At 56.7% G+C, this 20698-nt stretch carries 14 protein-coding genes; 11 read left to right on the top strand and 3 right to left on the bottom strand.

Annotated features, from left to right (window positions below; genetic code table 11):
* The first annotated feature begins 189 nt into the window (after positions 1–189).
* From O4G22_RS09010 to O4G22_RS08980, 7 genes are all read left to right on the top strand, one after another.
* Positions 190–1833 carry a hypothetical protein gene (locus O4G22_RS09010; protein WP_306701600.1) on the top strand — a complete coding sequence of 548 codons (1644 nt, stop codon included), beginning with the start codon at positions 190–192 and terminating at the stop codon, positions 1831–1833.
* Between the two features lie 60 nt (positions 1834–1893).
* Positions 1894–2886 (top strand): porphobilinogen synthase, encoded by a 993-nt coding sequence (gene hemB, locus O4G22_RS09005; RefSeq protein WP_343125182.1) that lies wholly within the window; start codon positions 1894–1896, stop codon positions 2884–2886.
* Positions 2868–3314, top strand: a complete 447-nt coding sequence (locus tag O4G22_RS09000) for a hypothetical protein (RefSeq protein ID WP_300788670.1) — start codon at positions 2868–2870, stop codon at positions 3312–3314. Before hemB ends, O4G22_RS09000 begins: the two co-directional genes overlap by 19 nt.
* Positions 3315–3412: 98 nt before the next feature.
* Positions 3413–4117, top strand: coding sequence for a response regulator transcription factor (locus tag O4G22_RS08995; protein WP_297405591.1), 705 nt, complete (start codon positions 3413–3415; stop codon positions 4115–4117).
* A 3-nt stretch (positions 4118–4120) separates the two neighbouring features.
* Positions 4121–5758 carry a sensor histidine kinase gene (locus O4G22_RS08990; RefSeq protein ID WP_306701599.1) on the top strand — a complete coding sequence of 546 codons (1638 nt, stop codon included), beginning with the start codon at positions 4121–4123 and terminating at the stop codon, positions 5756–5758.
* Between the two features lie 207 nt (positions 5759–5965).
* Positions 5966–6898, top strand: coding sequence for a UDP-glucuronic acid decarboxylase family protein (locus O4G22_RS08985; RefSeq protein WP_306701598.1), 933 nt, complete (start codon positions 5966–5968; stop codon positions 6896–6898).
* A 185-nt stretch (positions 6899–7083) separates the two neighbouring features.
* Entirely contained in the window at positions 7084–7833 is a 750-nt protein-coding gene (locus O4G22_RS08980) for an acyl-[acyl-carrier-protein] thioesterase (RefSeq protein ID WP_295979226.1), read from the top strand.
* 216 nt (positions 7834–8049) lie between these two features.
* On the opposite strand, the gene O4G22_RS08975 is transcribed toward O4G22_RS08980, so the two are convergent.
* Together O4G22_RS08975 and O4G22_RS08970 are read right to left on the bottom strand one after the other, a co-directional pair.
* Entirely contained in the window at positions 8050–13911 is a 5862-nt protein-coding gene (locus tag O4G22_RS08975; RefSeq protein ID WP_306701596.1) for an autotransporter domain-containing protein, read from the bottom strand.
* 296 nt (positions 13912–14207) lie between these two features.
* Positions 14208–14513, bottom strand: a complete 306-nt coding sequence (locus O4G22_RS08970; RefSeq protein WP_306701595.1) for an autotransporter domain-containing protein — start codon at positions 14511–14513, stop codon at positions 14208–14210.
* Between the two features lie 239 nt (positions 14514–14752).
* Between O4G22_RS08970 and O4G22_RS08965 the strand changes: the two genes are divergently transcribed.
* Genes O4G22_RS08965 through O4G22_RS08950 form a run of 4 tightly spaced genes read left to right on the top strand, consistent with a single transcriptional unit; the run spans position 14753 to position 18750 of the window.
* Positions 14753–16915, top strand: a complete 2163-nt coding sequence (locus O4G22_RS08965; RefSeq protein WP_306701594.1) for an AMP-binding protein — start codon at positions 14753–14755, stop codon at positions 16913–16915.
* 3 nt (positions 16916–16918) lie between these two features.
* Positions 16919–17554: an exodeoxyribonuclease VII large subunit gene (gene xseA / locus O4G22_RS08960; protein WP_306713867.1), complete on the top strand. Its 636-nt coding sequence runs from the start codon at positions 16919–16921 to the stop codon at positions 17552–17554.
* Complete coding sequence (locus tag O4G22_RS08955; protein WP_306713866.1) at positions 17536–18282, top strand: exodeoxyribonuclease VII large subunit; 747 nt, start codon at positions 17536–17538, stop codon at positions 18280–18282. Before xseA ends, O4G22_RS08955 begins: the two co-directional genes overlap by 19 nt.
* A gap of 51 nt (positions 18283–18333) precedes the next feature.
* Positions 18334–18750: a hypothetical protein gene (locus tag O4G22_RS08950; protein ID WP_306701592.1), complete on the top strand. Its 417-nt coding sequence runs from the start codon at positions 18334–18336 to the stop codon at positions 18748–18750.
* A gap of 354 nt (positions 18751–19104) precedes the next feature.
* On the opposite strand, the gene O4G22_RS08945 is transcribed toward O4G22_RS08950, so the two are convergent.
* Positions 19105–20697, bottom strand: a complete 1593-nt coding sequence (locus O4G22_RS08945; protein WP_306701591.1) for a tetratricopeptide repeat protein — start codon at positions 20695–20697, stop codon at positions 19105–19107.
* Between the last annotated feature and the right edge of the window lies 1 nt (position 20698).

The raw sequence follows: 20698 nt of genomic DNA, 5'->3' as shown, positions 1-20698 counted from the left end.
ATGAACGCCGCGGAAAAGCCCTTCCGTCCGGATGGCGGATTCTTCTTGAACGCATCCTTTTCCTTTACCCTCTCTCGTTCCTTTTCCCGTGGCGTCACGGCTGGCCGCCCCGCTTCAAAGACCGCGTCAACACTTCCAACGAATGATTTACACCCGCAGCCGTTTATGCCATAGTGGCGGCCAGCGCTCATGAACATCCTCCCCCTCTCCCTCCCTCTTTTCTGCCTCTGCCTTTCCTTCGGGTTCTCCCGGGGCGACCAGCCGCCTGACGTCTCTCCTGTCCGTTTCCAAATTAATATGGACCAGGCGCCGGAAAACAAGGCCCCGGCCCCCGGCCCCGTTCCGGATCAGAGCACGCCGTTGAACGCGGCCAAACTGCTGCTCCGCGCCCTTCAGGAAAAAACGGACTGGGAACACGAGCCATACCAGTCATTGCCCGCCACTTCCCCCTTTGTAAGCCAGCTCAGGCTAAAGAGCATCCTTTCCCGTCTGGAGGCGGTCCAGGGGTATGTCACCGGAGCGGCCCCGGAACGCCCCCCCTTTGTGGATGAAAACTCCATCATTGCCGAAGGCGACCTGGCGATGGCCTACATCCTGCTGCCGGACAAGACCAACCCGTACGTCTATGCGGCCACCGCCGTGGCCCTGGTGAAAAAAGGGGGCCAGTGGAAGGCCTCCCTGACTCCCGGAAGCTTTGACAACACATTCCTTCCTTTTGACGACCGCATCCGGGAAGAAGCGGAAAAACTGTCCTCGGAAGCCAGAAAGAAAATTTTCGGCCTTGCCCGCCAGTACTCCGTAGCCGCCGTCAAAACTGCTCTGGAACACATCAAGCGCTTCCGCCGGGAAGCCGTCAAGGGAACAACGGACGACGAACTTAAGAACTTGATTATCCGGACGGTGAAGGGGAACGACCCGGCCCTCATCGCCGCCTTGCTCGTTCCCCCGTACTACGAAGAATCCTCCATTACCCAGAGCGCGCGCCTTACTCCCGTAGTCAAAGCCATGCGCCTCCAGGACAGAAGGGAGGAAAACCGCTATATCCAGCCTACCAACCTCAGCTTCATGACCTTCCCGAACACCATCCTGGTTCCCCTGAGCCCCCACCCGGACGACCAGCTGGAGCCGAACAGCCGTGAAGAAGGCCAGCAGAAGGATGCCAATAAAAACCACGCGAAGAAGAACGGCAGGGACATCCACAGCATTGGAGCCTTGACCATCCTGCCGCCGCGTATGAGCATGCCGAACATCGACAAACCCGCTCTCATTTACCGCTACGCGCTGGAAAAAACCACGGATCCCACAGACGGGCTGCCCGTCTTCAAGATGAACCTGACGGACGCTTTCACTTCCTGGAACCTGAAACCGGACGAATCCACCACCTCCCGCATCATGGCGGATTTCCACCGGACGTATCCCCCGCTGGCCTTTCCCTCTCCGGAAGAGGCCGTAACCGCCGCCGGACGCGCCCTGGCGAACAGGGACAGCCTGACCATGATGCGCATGCTAGCCCCGGCCCACTTCGCCTCCGTGGAGAAATTTGAAGACGCGCTTTCCCAGTTGAAAACAGCCATGAGCAGGATTCCCGCCCCGTACATCGGGGTAAAGGAAAAAGACGTTCCCAAAGTCAACGCGGCGTATGTTTCCGCCGCCAGAGACGGCAGTCCCGGGATCAAAGCCACCATCGGCGTGCATCCGGCCTCCGGGAACGGTTTCTTCGCCAACAGCATCTTCGTCAACAATCTGTATTTTATCAAAACGGATGGCGGCTGGATGATCGCCGGAGCTGATGCGGAACATCCGCTGGAACTGGAGGAACCAAAAGCTTCCTGACGACATCCGCTCCGGAACGCCATGCCTTCCTGGAAAAGTCCTTTTCATTACCACACCATGATGAATCTACCGATACGGCCTCGCCGCAACAGAAAATCCGCCAACATCCGGGGCCTCATCCGGGAAACCTCCCTCGCCCCGGAACACCTCATTTACCCGGTTTTCGTTCATGAAGGAACCGGAAACCAGCCTATCCCCTCCCTGCCGGGGTGCACGCGCTGGAGCGTCAAGGGACTGGTGGAGGAAGCCAAGCGCCTGATGGATCTGGGCATCCGGACGCTGGATCTTTTCCCGGCCATTCCGGATGAGAAAAAAACGCCGGACGCCTGCGAAGCCTGCAACCCTGACGGCCTCATCCCGCGCACCATTTACGCGCTTAAAAGCGAAGTGCCAGGCATCACTGTCATGACGGACGTAGCCCTGGACCCCTACAATTCCGACGGCCATGACGGCCTGGTGGAATTCCGTTCCGACGGAACGATGGAAATCCTCAACGACGACTCCGTGGAGGTTCTCTGCCGTCAGGCATTGTGCCACGCGGATGCCGGGGCGGACATCGTCTCCCCCAGCGACATGATGGACGGCCGCGTGGCCGCCATCCGAGCCACTCTGGATTCCGAGGCCCTGGACGACGTTTCCATCATGGCTTATACCGCCAAGTACGCCAGCGCGCTGTACGGGCCGTTCCGCGGAGCTCTGGAAAGCGCGCCCAAGGAAGGGGATAAAAAAACCTACCAGATGGATCCCGGCAACATCCGGGAAGCCCTGAGGGAAGCGCAGCTGGATGAAGCGGAGGGGGCGGACATCCTGATGGTGAAACCCGCCACATTGTATCTAGATGTCATGGCCGCCATGCGGAAGCATGTGACCCTCCCCATAGCCGCCTACCATGTCAGCGGGGAGTACCTGATGATCAAGTCCGCCGCAGCCTCCGGCTGGCTGGATGAACGGGAAACCGTTCTGGAGACTCTAATCTCCATCCGGCGCGCCGGGGCTGATATGATCCTTACGTATTACGCCCCCCAGGCCGCCGAATGGCTTCAACAACGCTGACGCCGCGCGGCCACCGAACAGGAGGTGGACGTACGGCCCAGAATACCTCCCTCCGCATGTCTACCTCCACAAAAATCATTGTCGGCGTCGTGATCGTCGTCGTTATGGCGCTCACTTCCTTCTGGGGAGTTTACGCGCCTTCCTTTTCGGAAGCCTATATACTGCCCGTCCAAATGACGGCGGCTGACGGAACACCGCTTGGCGACTTCCAGTGCCGTCCTGTAGCCGGGGAAAACGGAAAAACGCTCCTGGTCTTCCGGGACGCGGATTTCCTGCGCCAGACTACGGGTGGCATGGTGCATTCCAAAATCATCCTTTCCTACAAAGGCACGCCGTTCTTTGAAGGAATCGTCCCCGGCCCCATGGAGGCCATTGAAATTCCCTCCGGCAGCCTTCCTCCCCCCTTCCGGGAACTCCGGCATAACTGAAACGCTCCCGGCGGCCGTCCTGTTATGGCATTGTTACTGAAAGGGCGCAGGTTTCTCTATACAACGGGGGAAACATTGTGGTTTTATAAAATCAAACGATGAGTGATTCAGCCTATACCATTCTGATTGCGGAGGACGACGACAGCATCAGGCATGCCCTGACGGATGTTCTGACCGCATCCGGCTACGAGGTGCTGGCGCTGGAAGAAGGACTGGCCGCCATCCATGCCGTGCGGGAACGCAATTTCGACCTCGCCCTGCTGGACGTGGCCATGCCGGGCGCGGACGGCTTCCACGTGCTGCAGGTCATGTCCAAGGAACGCCCCGGAACGCCTGTCATCATGCTTACGGCCCGCGGAGAGGAGGAAGACCGCGTGCAGGGGCTCAAGCTGGGAGCGGATGACTACATTGTCAAGCCGTTCAGCATCCGGGAATTGCTCGCCCGCATTGAGGCCGTGCTGCGCAGGTCTCCAGAACGGCCGCGCCAGCTCCGGGAAATCAGTATCCCCGGCGCCACCCTGGACAGCGCCAACCGCCTGATCACCTTTAAGGACGGGAGGGAAACCTCCCTGACCGCGCGGGAATTCGAATTCCTCACTTACATGGCCACCCACCCCAACCGCGTTATCACAAGGGACGAACTGCTCCGGCGCGTATGGGACGTGGACCCGCGCCTGACGGATACGCGCTCCGTGGAAATGACCGTCATGCGCCTCCGGGACAAGCTCGGGGCCATTTCCGCCTCCCCCCTGGAGACGCTCAGAAGCCAGGGCTACCGCTGGAATTCATCCTTCGTTTCCTGACCCGTGAACCGGCGCATACGCATCATCCTTCTGGCAATTAGCCTGCTTCTGGTCATCGGCATGCTCGGATGGCTCACCCATGTTCTGCTGGTGCAGGCGGAAGAAACGGGCCATTCGGAACAGCGTATCAGGGTGGAAGCCCTGGCTCATGAAGCCAGACTGGAAATGGACCGCCTGCTGACCTCCTTCATCACGTTCGAACAGGCCCGCGGCTATTTTGAATACCAGCCCGTTTACGCCTACAAGCGTCCCTATGACCTGAGGATGGACTCCCCAGTCCCCGGAGAAGCAACCCGCAGCTCCAACCTTGCCGCCTATTTGCCGGACTACGTTACAGCCTACATTCAGATTTCCCCTGCCGGGCGCGTAACTGGCCCCGCTCTGCCTCCGGAGCTTGCCGGTAGGCTGAATGAACAGAAGGATCTTTACCAACGGCTGAACGGCAAGGTCTCCTCCCTGACCTCCGTGCCGTCCAGCGGTAACCTCTGGGCGGATATCCGGAATGAAATTCTGCATGAATCTCCGGAACCGGAACCAACGGCATCCGGAGCCCCGGCGCAAGTGGAAACCGTCACATCCTTCGTTCCCGTGGAAGACGGAGGGAATCTTTACATCCTGCGCCAGGTGCGCACCAGCCGCGGCATTTATTTACAGGGGGCCCTGATGAACATGGACAACCTGAACAGGCGCCTGCCCGGCCGTGTAAAGACGCTGCTCCCCTACAGCCGCCTGGCAACTTTCGACCCTTCATCCCCGCCCCCGGAGGAAGACCGGCAGGCGGGCGCACTCCCCTTTGCCAACGCCCCCCTGGTTTTTCTTCCGGGAGACACCGGAGCCGTCCCCCTTCAGGACCACAAAAAAATGCTGGCCTGGACGCTCACCCTCATCTGGAGCATGATGCTCCTGGGTGCGGCCGGGGTCATCTGGCTCATGCTGGGCACCTTCCGCCTGGAACAGCGCCGCGGGGACTTCGTCTCCGCCGTCACCCATGAACTCCGGACGCCTCTCACCTCCTTCTCCCTGTACACGGAAATGCTGGAAGACGGCATGGTGCCGGAACAGAAAAAGCCGGAATACTACGCCAACATGCAGCGGGAATGCCGCCGTCTGGAACATCTGATTGAAAACGTGCTCTCCTACTCCCGGCTTCAGCGGAACGCCATCCGCCGCGCGCGGGACACGCTCACCTGCCAGGAGCTTTTTGAACCCATTGCGGAAAAAATAGAACGCCGCCTCCGGGAGGCGGGCATCAGTTTCTCTTTTGCCCTGGCCCAGCCCATCCGCATTCTTCCCATCCACACGGACGCCGTTTCCGTAGAGCAGATTATGGACAACCTGACTTCCAACGCCATTAAATACGCCAAGGGAGAAAACGCCAAGGTCCAGCTCACCGTCCAGGCGGACCGCCACAACATCGTCATCCGCTTCCGCGACAACGGCCCCGGCATTTCCCCGAAAAACCGCAAGCTTGTCTTCAAGCCTTTCCGGCGCACACAAGACGCCACCAACAGCAGGAAACCCGGCGTAGGCCTGGGTCTGGCGCTGGCAAGGGACACGGCCCGTTCCCTGGGGGGAGACCTGAAACTGGAATTCGGCACCCTGGGGGGAGCCAGCTTTCTGCTGACGATTCCCAAATCCTGAACCTGCCGGCAAAAACCGGAATTTGCCTCCCGGCCCGCACGAAAGAACCCTTCCCGGACATTCCATAAAATATTCCGTCCAACATGCTATGCGCTTGCCTTCCCTTGACGGATATGTGACATTGACCAGCAACGCACGGCAGGGTGAAAACTTTCCGCTTGCCTCCCTTCCGGCGCGGCGGAACGCACAAACACAGGACATGCCATCATGAGCAAAAGGATTTTGATTACCGGAGGCGCCGGCTTCATCGGCTCCCACCTCAGCGAACGACTCCTCAGGGAAGGCCATAAAGTCATCTGCATGGATAACTTCTTTACGGGCAGCAAACAAAACGTCCTCCACCTGAAGGATTATCCCGGATTTGAATTAATACGCCATGACGTTACCGTTCCCTATGTCATGGAGGTTGATCAAATCTACAATCTGGCCTGTCCCGCCTCCCCTCCCCATTATCAGTTTGACCCCATCCACACAATGAAAACCTCCGTGCTGGGCGCGCTGAATATGCTGGGCCTCGCCAAACGGTGCAAAGCCAGAATCCTCCAGGCCTCCACCAGCGAAGTATACGGAGATCCCATGGTTCATCCCCAGCCGGAAACCTACTGGGGAAACGTCAACCCCGTAGGTGTCCGCTCCTGCTACGATGAAGGTAAAAGATGCGCGGAGACCCTGTTCATGGATTACCGCCGCATGAACGGAGTGGACGTTCGCATCATCCGCATCTTCAACACCTACGGACCGCGAATGAACCCGAACGACGGCAGAGTAGTCTCCAACTTCATCGTTCAGGCGCTGAAGGGGGAAGACATCACCATTTACGGAACGGGCAAACAGACCCGGAGTTTCCAGTACGTGGACGACCTGGTGGAGGGAATGGTGCGCATGATGGATACGGAAGGTTTTTCCGGCCCTGTCAACCTGGGTAATCCAGGGGAATTCACCATGCTGGAACTGGCGGAAAAAGTCATTGAAATGACAGGTTCTTCTTCCAAAACAGTCTTCCGTCCTCTGCCCCTGGACGACCCGACCCAGCGCAAGCCGGATATTCGGCTTGCGGAAGAAAAACTGGGGTGGAAGCCTCATATTTCACTGGAAAAAGGGTTGGAAAAAACTATCGCCTATTTCCGGAGCATCCTCTAGAAATTTGGGAATACCGTCAACCTCAGCGGATGCTGGAAAAATTTCCATTGCATGCCGCCCCCCTGGCGGGCTGCCCGGAAATTACGGGAAGCCATACACATACCGGAGGTGCGGCATACCCAACAGCCGGATATTACCCGTTTTTGACTGGCTTTGAAAAAATGGTTTTACTAACATAAGATGTTATGGAACATGCCAGCGCCAAGGAAATCTATTCCGTTCAGGCAACCGTCCGCACTTACGAAAGCGGAGCGGATGGCCTGATGAAACCGGAAACGGTTCTGCTTTGGTTTCAGGAAATAGCGGAAACCCATGCCTCCTGCCTGGGGTTCGGCTATGATTTTGTAACGTCCCGCAGCCTGGCCTGGGTGGAAGTGCGCCTGGATGCGGCCGTCAGCCGCCTTCCCCGGTGGAAGGAAACGGTGGAACTCCGCACCTGGACGGCCCAGGAAACGCCTCTGCTGGCGCGCCGCAACATGGAAATCAGGGATGCCCAGGGCAACTGCATTGTTGCGGCAAGCTGCCTGTGGGCTGTCATTGATATACGCCGCAGGCGTCCGGTGCCATTAAACAGGCACATCAGCTCTTTCCCGGATACCCCATGCAACGAAACGGTAACTCCGGTATCCATGGATATTTCGGGACTTCTGCCAGTTATCAGGGAATGGACGGCGGAACGCCGCGATACGGATTTCAACCGCCACATCAACAATGCCGCCTACCTGTCCTGGGCCCTGGACTCCCTGCCGGACTCCTGGCTAGAGAACCATCAGCTGACGGGAATTCACCTGCATTTCAGAAAAGAAACCCATGCGGGAGATTCCATGAAATCCCTGCTGTTCTTCCGTGACTCCCTCACTTCCCACCAGCTCATGCACGGAGATGAATTGCGGGTGGAAGTGGTATTGGAATGGAAAACCGCTGAAATCGCATAAAAAAGGCCCTGTTACTCGCGTTCCGTTTTTTTCCGGCTCCGAATAGCGGAAGAGGGGGCCGGGAACATTTGGCGCGTTTTTACCTCATTTTTGCCCCTCTTGGGGCACTGGCGGGTTTTCCCTGGGCAACAGAGCCGTTCCGGAGTTGTTCCGGAACGGCTCTGGAGGGCCCGGAGGAAGGAGGCTCCAGCGAGCCTCCTTTCCCGTTTCTTCCTGTTAGAAGTCGTAACGGTAGCCGACGCTTCCGTTCACCGAGCTGGACCCGTCCCGGATGTCCGCGTTGCCGTTGACGAAGACGGTTCCTTTCGTCCCCACCGGCACGCTCAGCCCCGCTCCGAGCTGCAGCGCCGTCGTTCCCGCTTTCGCCCCTCTCACGCTTTGCGCGAAGCCGGGGTTGCCCAACAGGGAGACGTTTGTTTCTCCCCTCCGGTCTCCCAGGTCCTGCGCCGCGTTGACCCGGATTTCCCCCAGCGCTTCACGTCCGAAGATGTTGCTGCCTATCAGACCCATCCAACGGCCGCCCAGCGCCACTGTTCCCGTCGTCCAGTCCTGCCGGCCGACGTTCAGGCCCGCGTTGCCCGCGCCCGTTTCTTCATAGCCGTCCATCCGCGTCGTCACCACCGAGGCGTTGACGAGCGGCTGCAGCACGCTGCTGCGGTTTTCGTCAAGGTAGATGTCGTAGGTGAGTTCGTACATGGCTCCAAGGCCCCACCCGCTGGTGCTGCCCTGCGTGCTGTAGCTTCCTTCCCCGTAGTTGACCGTGCGGTTGAGTTTCGCGTCGTTCCATCCTCCCGTCAGGATGAGCGTGTGCGCCCAGCGTTTGTTCTGGTAGCGCCCGAAGAGACTGGCGTAGTAGCTGTCCAGGTGGCCGTCGGCGCTGTCCGCCGCGCTGGCCGTCAGGTCTCCGTAGCTGGCCGTGAAGGCCGCTCCCACGGTGACGCGGTCGCTGAGGTCCGCGTCCATGCCCACAGTGCCTCCCCAGGTGGTGAGCCGGTAGCCGCTTTCATCCCCCCGGGTGTCGAGCTGGGCGTAGGAGCCCGTGCCTTCCATCCACATGTGGAAGCGGGGGAGGTCGTCGTTGACGTAGGCGGGGTTGACGCCCATGAGGGTGGTCCGGTTGCGGATCCAGCCCATCTGGTCGCGCAGGGCGTCCCGCTGCGCCGTACCCAGCGCGTTGACTGTGCTTCCCGCCACCGCTGCCAAAGCCCTGGATGCTCCCGCCAGGTCGGAATGATCTCCCGTAACCATGGTGCTGATGGAATGCATCACCTGCCCAAGCTGGGAAGTGGCATCCAGATTATTCTTGGCCTCCCACAGAAGGTCGGAACCTGCTCCGGAATTATGGGAGTTCACCGCAGGCGTAAAAATATTGTCCTGCTGCACCGTGGCATTCAGCACAATATGATTGCCCTCCCGGCTCATGGCCGCATCCTTGTAATAAACGGCAAACAGGCCGGAAGTTCCCACGGATATAGATTCTCCCTCCGCCATGCCGTCAATCGTGTCCGCTGTCATCAGAACCACGCCGTCCAGGCTGTCATACGTTCCCAGCCCCGTGTTGCCTTCCATATTGGCAAGCGAGAACCCCGCCCCATTCCCGATGGTGATGGAATCCGCCGTCAGCATAGCGGAGCCGAAAGGATCCGCCGCGCTTAGATTATAAACGAATTCCGTCGTAGAACCGCTTTGGAAATCAATGCTGCCGACGTTTAAGGAGGTATTGGAGTCTCCGGCTTCATGTCCAATGGCTTCAATACGCAGGGCGCCGGCAGAACCTACTGCAACATTCCGGTAATCAAGCGAGGAAGCGGCAGAGGTCCCTTTCAATACCAGCGTCCCCCCTCCATGAACGCCCAGGTCATACGTAGAGCTTCCCGTCTGCATTACCTGGGTCACGCTGCCGGATACGTCAATGCGCCCCTCACCATCCAACGTACCGGAGAAAGAACCGTTTCTGGCGGAAGCGGAAGTGACAGACAGGGCGCCGCCGTTCAACGCCAGCATTCCGGAACCGGAGAGGGACTGGATAGATTTTTCCCCCGTCCCGGACAGGCTCAGCGTTCCGTTCAGCGTCACGGAAGTTCCGGACAGGCCGGCTTCCCCCGTCAGGGAGAGGGAGGAACCTTCCTGAATATTCAAACTCCCCGCTCCGGAAATGGAAGTCTCCTGATCCAGGACGGAATCCCCAGCGGTTCTGAGTATTCCCCCCGCAGCAATTTCCAGGGAACCGCCTTCATCTTCATCCGACAGAGTGGCTGTGACAGTCCCTCCAATCACGGTGCGCGCCATTGCATCTGCAGAAGCGGAGGCCAGAGTCAGCGTGCCGACATTGTTGGCGCTTCCGTTCAGTTCCAGCGTGCCTTCTTTAACAACAACCGCATTGGGGGTATTGACATTGCCATTCAGCGCCAGGGTCTTTTCTCCCGTCTTGATCAGGTCCGTGCCGTCACCGTTCACGGTAAGATTGCCGTTGAACACAGAGTCGTTCAGATCGTTCGCAAGTTCGATTTCCAGGGAACCGTCTCCGGCGGCATTCACCATCAGGTTACCCGTGCTGCTGGTGCCGGAGGAAAGATGCCGGATAACAGTCTTCTCCGTATTGGCTGCGGGTACGTCAAAATTCAGGGTGAGATTCGTGTCCACAATCACCTGTGCATAGGAATTCAGGGCCGGAATTTCCGTTACAGAGGAACCGTCTGCGGAAGCGATATAAATCTGATCCGTTCTTCCGGAAATGATAATGCTGCCGCCATCCACTCCCTGGATGCCAAAGCCCAGGCTTTCCAGCGTAGCATTAAACGTAAGATGCCGGTTGAGCCATGCCACCAGGCCGCTGTCCGGCAATCCGGTAATCGTCCCGTCTGTCAGCAGAATACCGACAGATTCCTGTTCGCGCATGGCAATCAGGATATCCGTATCAATATCCATGTGCAGCGTGAGATCGGAAGAATCTCCGCCGAAAGAAACAGTCCCCGTAGCCGTATCATTAAACTGAATCAGACTACTCTGGTCCCCGGCAGCGGCATACATGGTATTTTCCACTCCCACATGCAGGGAATTGCTTCCCGTCAGCGTCAGATTCCCTGTCAGCCCGGTAATGGACGTTCCCGCCGTAGCGGTGTTGATGCTGCCCACTTTGTCGCCGGACAGCCCGCCCAAATCAATATCCCCGGAATCGGCCTCCGCGTTTACGGTTACGCCGCCTGGCGTAACATAAGAGACGGCATGTTGCAGCCCTCCTTTGGTAATAGTGACATTGTTGGCAATCTCCTGGCCGTTCATATCCAGAATGGCGCCGCCGTTGACGGAAACATCTCCGGCGCCCAGAGACCCGGCGCCCAGAGCTTTCACTGTACCGCCATTCAGCGTAGTTCCTCCCTGATAATTGTTGGTGGAGTTCAGTTCCAGGGCCGCGGAACCGGCAGCCCTGTCCACCACCAGCGCCCCTGCTCCGGTAATCTGCCCAGCCCAGGAACCGGAAGCCTCTCCATTGCCCAGCTGAACCGTGCCGCCGGTAATGGCGAGCGTTCCCGTCGCGCTATTATCCTGCGTCAGCACCAGCGTTCCGGCTCCGGCCTGTTCCACCCTGGCGTTCAAGGCCCCTGCCGCTCCTACAGTGGCGTTCATCAGGATAATATCATTGGTGTAGGAAAATTTAAACAGGCTTGTCCCTCCGTCAGCCTTCAACACCACGCCATCCCCGAAAAGCTTTCCATCATTCAGAACTGCATCCGTATTGTTGCCGAACACCCATGTAAACAGGGAATCGCCTGTGTGGGAAAATGCTCCCAGGAACCCAGTCATATCTCCCGTCAAATAAGCGAACGCATTGCCCAGAGCTGTGGTCATGGAGCCAGACCCGGTAAACGCCCCGCCGAAGTAATAGGAATTTCCGCTTCCCCCGTTCAGATAGGAACCTTTTTCCAGAATATTGATTGTCGCCATAACAGCGGTATCCGCCGTGTTGACGGTTCCCAGCCAGAAACCGCGTCCATTCAAGGTGACCGTTCCCCGCCCCATACTGGCGGCGGTGGCAAACTGAAGGTCGCGGGCATCATTCGAATTTCCCGGATTATTGTTCAGCCCGGCCGCCACCAATTCCCCGGTAAAGGAAGAATTATCTCCGGAAATATAGAAACGGGACCTGGCAGCCTGGTTGTCCAGCTCAATCCGCCCCGCTCCGCTCATGCCGTTGATGACGATATTGGCATTGTCTCCGGCAGATATTCCGTTAATGGCGCTGGAAATGGCAAGCGTCCCGCCTGCATTCACCGTAACTCCCGCGGAAAACTTCGTTTGAACACTGCCGGAAGCAATGGACACGCCCCCTTCATCCACCGTCAGGGCCCCCGTATACACGGCGCCGCCAAGAGCCAACACGCCGTCGCCGGACTTTTCCAGGTTCAGCGTCTTGTAACGATCTGCGGAAGCCCAGCTTACGTTATTGCCGTTGGTATCCACTTTCACGGAACTCTTGCTCATGGAGGAAATCTGACCGGAAATATCCGCCGTTACTCCTGTTCCATACCGGAGGGTACCGCCGTCAAACGCCAAATCCCCTGTGCCTAAAGCAGCGTCATTCCCCATTTCAAGCGTTCCACCCTCCAGAATAACCTTTCCGGCATAACCAGCATTATCCATATTAATGGTTAGCTTGGCATTGCCGGTCTTCTCCAGATTTCCGCTGCCTTCCAGAGCTCCTCCTACCTCTGCGGCATTCCATACATAATCCGTCGTATCCGCCTGAACCATCATGATTGTGGGAGAGACAACGCCATCAATGGTTACTGTTTGCAGGGAATTCCCGTCAATATCTCCCATGACCACTCCGGAACCATTATGATACACGCCGTCATTTTTCCACGGTGAAGAAGCCGGAGCAGTTACAGACCATATCCCGTCGCCGCCTTTCCATTCAAGCAAAGCAACCTGCTCCACCACCAGGGTAAGATTATTGTTCTCCGTGCTCCAGGAACCCAGAAGATTGTCGCCCAGAACAAAGGAACTGGCAGGGACTCCTGTCACGGAACCCGCATGAATCAGGCTGTACGAACCCTCCGCCCAGGCCACGCCTTCCATCGTTCCCTGCCCCAGAAGCAGTTCGCTGTTCACGGTCAGCGTTCCTGTTACATTAAGCAAGTATGCTCCGGACGCCGGAAGAGCGGAAAAATTCAGAAGAGACGCGTTTCCCAGCGTCAAATTCCCTGTAATGGTTCCTGAAGAGCCCAACGTCAAAACACCGGCGTTCGCAATGCCGAGCGTTCCTCCGTTCATATTCAGGGCCGAGGCATTGGAAAGGCTGACATTGGCGAACTGAGTGGCAGCATTCACGGTCATGCCGGAGGAACCGCTCACGGTCAGGGCATTATTATAGACGGCATTATGCTGGGCCGTCACATTGCCGCCGTTTAAGCTGACTGAGCCGGAACCCAGAGCCGCGGCATTGTTCAATTGAACGGTCGCTCCATGGGAAATCACCCAATCAGCCGTCATGGAGGACTGGGCCGCCGTATTCAGAACAAGGATACCTGAAAAACCGTCAGCCCCCACCGTCATTGTCTTGGCTCCCGTCCCGGCCGTTCCAAGACCACCGTAAATATTCATGGTCTTGCCGGCCGCAATTTTAAACAGGGCGCCGGAATTGAAAACAACTCCATTCCATACCTGGTTGGCAACACCCAGAGAAAAATCCCCGCCTATATCAAACAGCGTATATCCTTCTCCTCCATCACGCAAATTAATGGTGCGGTTGGAGCCATTGCTCTTGGAAACGCTGAATCCGTCAGAATTATCCGTAACAGTTATGCCCCCAAGCGAAAGCGTATTGAAAGAAGCTTGAAGAGCCTTGAGCTGCCCCGTCATGCTTCCCGCATCAAAACGCATGCTGTTCGTCGCCGTACCGGCCCATGTTGCCGACCAGTTGCCGCTGCCGTAATCCGGAGTCCAGTTAGTATTCAAATGAACATCCACCGTCCCTCCCAGCCATGTATAGGTTTCCGCAGCGGCACGTGGTGAGGAAACAGCGGCTATGCAGGCAAGCAGGGAGGACAAAAGACTTAAAGGAAGGTGCAGCTTCATGATTTTTAAAAGATGTACGGAAACTTCCTCCCGAACCTGACAGGAGGCTTTTTATCATCATTAGCGGATTAAAAATCCACCTACAAGCTTAAACGTTGATTCCGTAGGTGTTGTGCATCTTTCAGAAGAGACCTTTCATCCTTTATCTGGTCTGGAGCCAAGGATATCCATCACTCTATCCTTATCAGTATAAACAAACAATCGGGCCAACTCTGGTATATTGGCCCGGTTCCCATCGCACGGCGAATTTTTAATCCGCTTTATGAATCCAAGCGATTTTGACGCAAAAAACAATTTTAACATAAATTATTCCAATATATTATAAAAACTGATCTCCGAACAGCAGAGCCGGCCCCGTCACGGATGTCCGCATTGCCGTTGACGAAGACGGTTCCTTTCGTCCCCACCGGCACGCTCAGCCCCGCTCCGAGCTGCAGCGCCGTCGTTCCCGCTTTCGCCCCTCTCACGCTTTGCGTGAAGCCGGGGTTGCCCAGCAGGGAGACGTTTGTTTCTCCCCTCCGGTCTCCCAGGTCCTGCGCCGCGTTGACCCGGATTTCCCCCAGCGCTTCTCGTCCGAAGATGTTGCTGCCTGCCAGCTCCATCAATCAGCAAGTGAAATATCGGAACAAACTGATTCACGGAAACGCCTCCGCAGGAGAAAAACGCAGAATCCAGACCATGCCACGAAAAACAACATTTTTTCATAAAAGCGCACCAAGCAGGGAAAGGTTTTCAATAACAGGCATGACTAAAGGAAAAGCAACCGGGGTCATATCTTTCCTCCTTGCTCCCGGCCCTGCAACTTGCTAAAATGCCTCAAGCAAGTTTTTATCTTTTTCCCATGGCCATTTTTGGTTCCTCCAATTTATCCGAATCAGGTGATCTGTTGATTTTCAACAAAGTATCTTATAAAACCCTGCTGATGTTCGAAAAAGAACTGGGCAGGGACCGCATGACCTACCTGGTGGAAGAAGGCCTCCCTCCGGATACAGCCACCGCCTCCCATCTGGAATCCACTAAAGCGGACGGCATCCTGTTCCAGGCCGGGGGCAGCGACCCTATTGCGCTGCGTTCCGCCATCATGGAACGCCTTAACGCAGGCAAAAGAGTAGTATTCCTGCCCGGCCCCGTCTCCCATGTGAAAGGCTCCATCAGCCAAATTCCGGCGCGGGTCATCAAGGCTCTGGAAGCCCTGCACATTTCCCCCGTACCGGTCTATACCGGCTTTTATACGAACTCCGTGCTGGACGCGGAGGCCGATACGGACGCCCAGGCGGATATCCAGATACATATTCTCCCCAAACTGGCTCCTGGGGCCGAGATGGCGGCGCGCCTTACTTCCGCGTGGCTGGAATGCTCCGCCCAGGCATACGCCACGCTGCCCCAGCTCCACGGTTCCCTGTCCGCCCTCCTTTTCCGCAGCCTCAAACTTCATTCCGACTGCCGGGTCATCGACGGCATTGACGACACGACGCTGACTTACGGCCAGCTGCTGGCCATTTCCGTAGCCTTTGCCAAGCGGTTGAAAAAAATTACCTCGAACCGCCGGGTCGGCATCATTCTTCCGCCGGGCAAGGGAGCGGCCATAGCCAATCTGGGCTGCCTGTTCGCCGGGAAAACGCCGGTGAATTTCAATTATTCCGCCTCGGAAGGAGCCTTCGCCAGCTCTGTAAAGCAGTCCGGCGTGGACTGGTTCATCACTGCGGATACCTTCATGCGAAAGCTCCAGAATTTCCCGTGGCCCCCCCAGCGGGATCTGATCCTCATGGAGCGGGAACTTCCCCTGCTTAAAGGTTCCGCCAAACGCTGGGGCCTCGCCATCAAATTCCTGACAGCGGGTTTCATTATTAAGAAGCTGGGGCTGGATGCTCCTACAGGAGCAGACGAAGCCGTGCTGATGTTCACTTCCGGCTCTTCCGGAGAGCCTAAAGGCGTGCCTCTGACCCATCACAATCTTCTTTCCAACATCTCTCAATGTTCTTCCCGCATTACGCTGGAACCGCAAAGCAGGTTTCTGGGAAGCCTGCCTGTATTCCACTGCTTCGGCATCACCATCGGACTCTGGTATCCGATGATCGGCGGGTATGACATGGTCACCTACCCGTCCCCTCTTGAGGCTAAACGGCTGGGAGCCCTTATCAAGCAGTACGGAATCAGTCTAGTAGTCACTACGCCCACTTTCCTGCGCGGTTTTATGAAACGTTGCGAAACGGACACCTTTCAAACCGTCCGCTATCTAATCGTTGGCGCGGAAAAATTGCCGGAAGACCTTGCTACTGCTTTCCGGGAAAAATTCGGCGTCATTCCCTGCGAGGGCTACGGCCTGACGGAAGCATCTCCCGTCTGTTCCGTCAACTTCATTGATCCGGCGCCATCCAATGCCGCCGGAGACTTCATTCCCGGCATGAAGAAGAGTTCCGTAGGAGCCCTCCTTCCCGGACTCGCCATACGCATCACCAGCCCCCACACGGGACGCGTGGTCCCCATCACTACTCCCGGCATGATCTGGCTGAAAGGGCCGAATATCTTTCCCGGCTATCTGGGCGGCCCGGAAATCGACCGGGACATTTTCGTGGACGGCTGGCTAAAAACCGGAGACATAGGTTCCGCAGACGAATTCGGCTTCCTGAAGATTGAAGGACGCATTTCCCGCTTCTCCAAAATAGGCGGGGAAATGGTGCCTCATGAAGCCCTGGAAGCCGCCATTATGAACATTTGGAATCTGGATCCGGCGGACGAAGAACGACGGATAGCCGTCGTCACCATTCCGGATCCCGTAAAAGGGGAAGCCGTAGCCCTGCTCACCACCCTGGTGACGGATTACGTACACCAGGCTCGGACCCTCATCAGGCATGGCCTGATTGACCAGGGACTGCCGGCCCTCTGGTGCCCCAAGGAAATTATTCCCGTAGAGCGCATTCCGATGCTCCCATCCGGCAAACTGGATATCAAGCAATGCAGGATGCTGGCGTATGAAGCTCTGAACATTCCCTTTGAACCATAATTTATGGAATTCCCGGAGGAAACGCCCGCCGTGCCCAACCCCATCACGGTCAAACAGCTCGTTTACCGCCTGAGGGACACAGTCAGCATCGCCGTGGGTACCCAGTGGGTGGTGGGAGAACTGAGCAACGTCAGGCATCACACCAGCGGCCACGTTTATTTCACCCTGAAGGAGCAGGGAGCGGAAATTTTCTGCGCCTTTTTCAAGGCAGCGGCATCCAAATGTCCCATACGGCTCCAGGAAGGGATGAAAGTCCATGTCCTGGGCAGCGCCACCGTGTACCCGGACCGGGGACAGCTCCAGCTGGTCATCAGGCAGGTAAAAGCCGCGGGACAGGGAGATTTGCAGGCTCGCTTTCTGGAGTTGAAAGCAAAGCTCCAGCGCGAGGGGCTGTTTGACGCGGAACATAAAAAGAAGATTCCCACGTTCCCCCGCGCCATCGGCATCGTCACCTCCCCTACTGGCGCCGTCATCCAGGACATACGGCACGTATTGGAACGCCGTGCTCCGTGGGTGAAGGCTTATCTGCTGCCCGTACGCGTGCAGGGGACGGGAGCGGAGCACGAAATAGCGGCTGCCGTGCGCGCCTGGTCCGGAGCTCCCTCCAACGGCCTTCCCCCGTGGATGTGCTCATTGTAGGCCGCGGCGGCGGCTCCATTGAGGATTTGTGGAATTTCAATGAAGAAACGGTGGCGCGAGCCATTTACGAATGCACCGTTCCCGTGATTTCCGCAGTGGGTCATGACACGGACTTCACCATTGCGGATTTCGCAGCGGACCTGCGCGCGCCCACCCCCACCGCAGCTGCGGAGCTGGCCACGCCGGACGGACCTGAATGGCTCCGCAAACTGTCCAGAATGGAACAGGCTCTTCAGGCCTCCGCACAGCATTCCCTATTGCGTTCCAAGCTGAAACTGGATGTTTACCTGCGGGGGAAACTGTTGGATGCGTATTCCCTGCTCTCCCCTTATTCCCAGCGCCTGGACGATATGCAAGAAACCCTGCAAAATGCCGCAGCCACGCGAATTTTTCAGAGTACACTGAATATCAATAAATTGGAACACCATCTACAAATGCGCCACCCGGCCCACAGGAATCGGGAGCGCACGCAGCTTCTGGCTTCCCTTCAGGCCGGCTTATCTCATGCAGTCGCCGCCCGCATGGCGGATTTATCTTCACAACTTACTCTGATTCAGACGCGTCTTGAAGCTCACAGCCCGGAACAGACCCTTCGCCGCGGATATGCCCTGGTGGAAAACCAGGATAAGCAGCTTATCCGGCAAACAAACCAGGTGAAGGCAGGAGAAAAATTGAAAATCCGCGTTTCCGACGGTTGTTTTTATGTCAGGGATGACACACCGCAATAAACTGTCTACAAACATCTAGAGGTGCATTTTTTGCACTCAATCTAACAAATTGTGTTTTTTCTAGATTTTGCAGGAAATGGAACCTATCCTAATAGAAGCTTACCACTGCTTCTATTACCCGGTCCCACAACTCCTGTTTATATGCCTTGTAAAAACATCACCCGTTACACTTACGAAACAACGGCCTTTCAAGGCTACCGGTTGGCGATCTGTAAGAACAAGCGTTTATTCACCCGTTATTTCTCCGATTCTCAATACGGGGGCGCTGATGCGGCGCTTCAGGAAGCCATGAGGGTGAGAGATAATATTTTCAAACTTTTCGAACAGGGCAACCTTACGGTTAGCCAAATTTTCGCAAAATATACTGTGCGCTCTCGCCGTCAGTCCGCAGCTGACCGCCGTGAAAAAATGGTTCATGGGAAAAGGGCTCTCAGCCATGTGAGGCAGAAAGCCAAAGTCCGCAACTAAAGATTCTGCGGAAGCTGTTTTTCAGTTCTGGCTGAGGGTATGAATCATACCGGAAACGTTACATTTGCAAAAAGAGGCATATAATTTGTTGACAGGTGTGGAATCCGTATTCCCCTTTAGAATGCGGAATACCCGTCAATACAGGGAAACGGAACCTGCCCAAAGTTCTTTGATGATGCCATGGGAGGATTAAAGCGGCATTTCGCGTAAAAAGCCCCTTCAGCAATCACGCAACCGCCCGCAGGCATTCAAGCCCCCAACCGGAGCCTCCAGGAAACTTTGCGTCCCTCCGGTATGCCAATTGAGAACTTTGCCTTTTCCAAAAAAGGAAAGCCTGGCTGAGAGCAGGGGCGACTATCTGCGGCGGCGGCGCGAGGCGCGCCTCTCCGGCTCTTCTGCCGGAACTTCCCCTATTTTTCCCAGCACCCTGCGGGCCTCCGTGGTTCGCTTTTGCTTGAGACACACGCCAGCCCAGTTGCGGTGAATTTCATGGTAAAGCTCTCCCAACTGAATAGAGGCCAGATTGTTCCGGAGTTTCTCCTTATCTTCCGGAGTCAACGCATCCCACTCATCAATCAACTTTCCATATTGGGCCTCCGACAAAGCCCACTGTTCCCTGCCGGCGCTTATCTCCGCCTGAAGATTCAGAATGACCGGCTGAAGCGCCTGAACAAACGTGGTATTTTCACGGGCCACTTTCATTGCCTGCTCCAGATACTTCACAGCCTGATCGTAATCCCGCGCCTTCAGGAAAGCCGCGGCGATATTCACATCTTCATAAGCCCGTTTCACCAAAGCCTCTGCCTGGCTGTATTTTTCAAGTTGGGAACGCATGGACGCAATATCCTGGCTCAGGCTGGAGCCGCTCAAAATACGGGGAGCATCCACGCCAAGCGTCATGGCGGCACCTTCCGCACGGGACAACAGGCGGGAGGCCTCCCTCAAATTCCCCATCTGCATCCTTACCCGCGCCAGGGCAAGCATTGTCTCCGGCGTGCAGTCCATCTCCGTTTCAGCCGCACGGAAGCAGATCAGGGCTGCTTCCAGCTGGTCGGCCATGGCCTTCAATTCTTCCTGGGAATACTTCCGGCGCGCATTAAGCGGCATCTTCAGTTCATTCAGGATAATGCGGCCCATATCAGGATTGGCGGTCAGGCGGAATTTAGTAAGAAGCTCCCGGGCAATCGCGCTTCCTGTGCCGCTGGGCAACCCGGTAGCCTTGTCAGGCAGGGTATCCTGAAGCAACAGGATTTTTACCATGCTCTTCACATCCTCCGGCTTGTCAAGCATGCTCCTCATGACAGGAGAAACAGCCTGTTTGCACAACGCGGAAAAACGCTCAAACCTGGCCTGGTCATACGCATAACGGATTAATGGCTCCAGGCAAGCTAAATGGATGGAAACCTGGTCCTCCGGCGTATTTTTCAAAATCACTTCATAAAGCTTTTCCGCCACGGCATCATGCTTGCGGCGGGCGAATTCCTGCGCCCAGTTCAGGCTGACGCCCAGGAGGCGGATTTTGTCCTCCGCCTCCATAGAGGAAGAAGCGGCGAGCTTTTTTTCCAGGAGCGCAGCCAGCATAGGTTCGGATTCTTTCAACATGCCGCGCCGGTCCATTTCCACCGCCAAAAGCCATGCAAAGGAATCTCTGGCTTCGGGAGAATTCATCCATTCCACCTGCTTGTCCACGGAGGATGCCATCTGCGCCAGCTCTGCATCGGAGCCGTTCCAGGAAGCCAGCATATCCTGCAAATGCCCCATGGCCTGCGTCTGGCTGTGCACCTCATGGATGGTTGGCTTGAACCACCCTTCTATCGTAGGCCAGCACTGGATGTAGCCAAACCAGAGCCCTCCCAGGAGGACCAGAAAGAGGACCGGTTTCCAATAAGACTTTTTCTTGCGTGCGGGACGGTAGGGCTTACTGGAAAAATGGCGCTCGGAACTCATG

Origin of the sequence: Akkermansia muciniphila (assembly GCF_030848305.1) — a bacterium.
Classification (GTDB): Bacteria; Verrucomicrobiota; Verrucomicrobiia; order Verrucomicrobiales; family Akkermansiaceae; genus Akkermansia; species Akkermansia muciniphila_A.
Note: the sequence above shows the minus strand (reverse complement) of the source record. Positions and strands in the feature narration are given on the sequence as shown.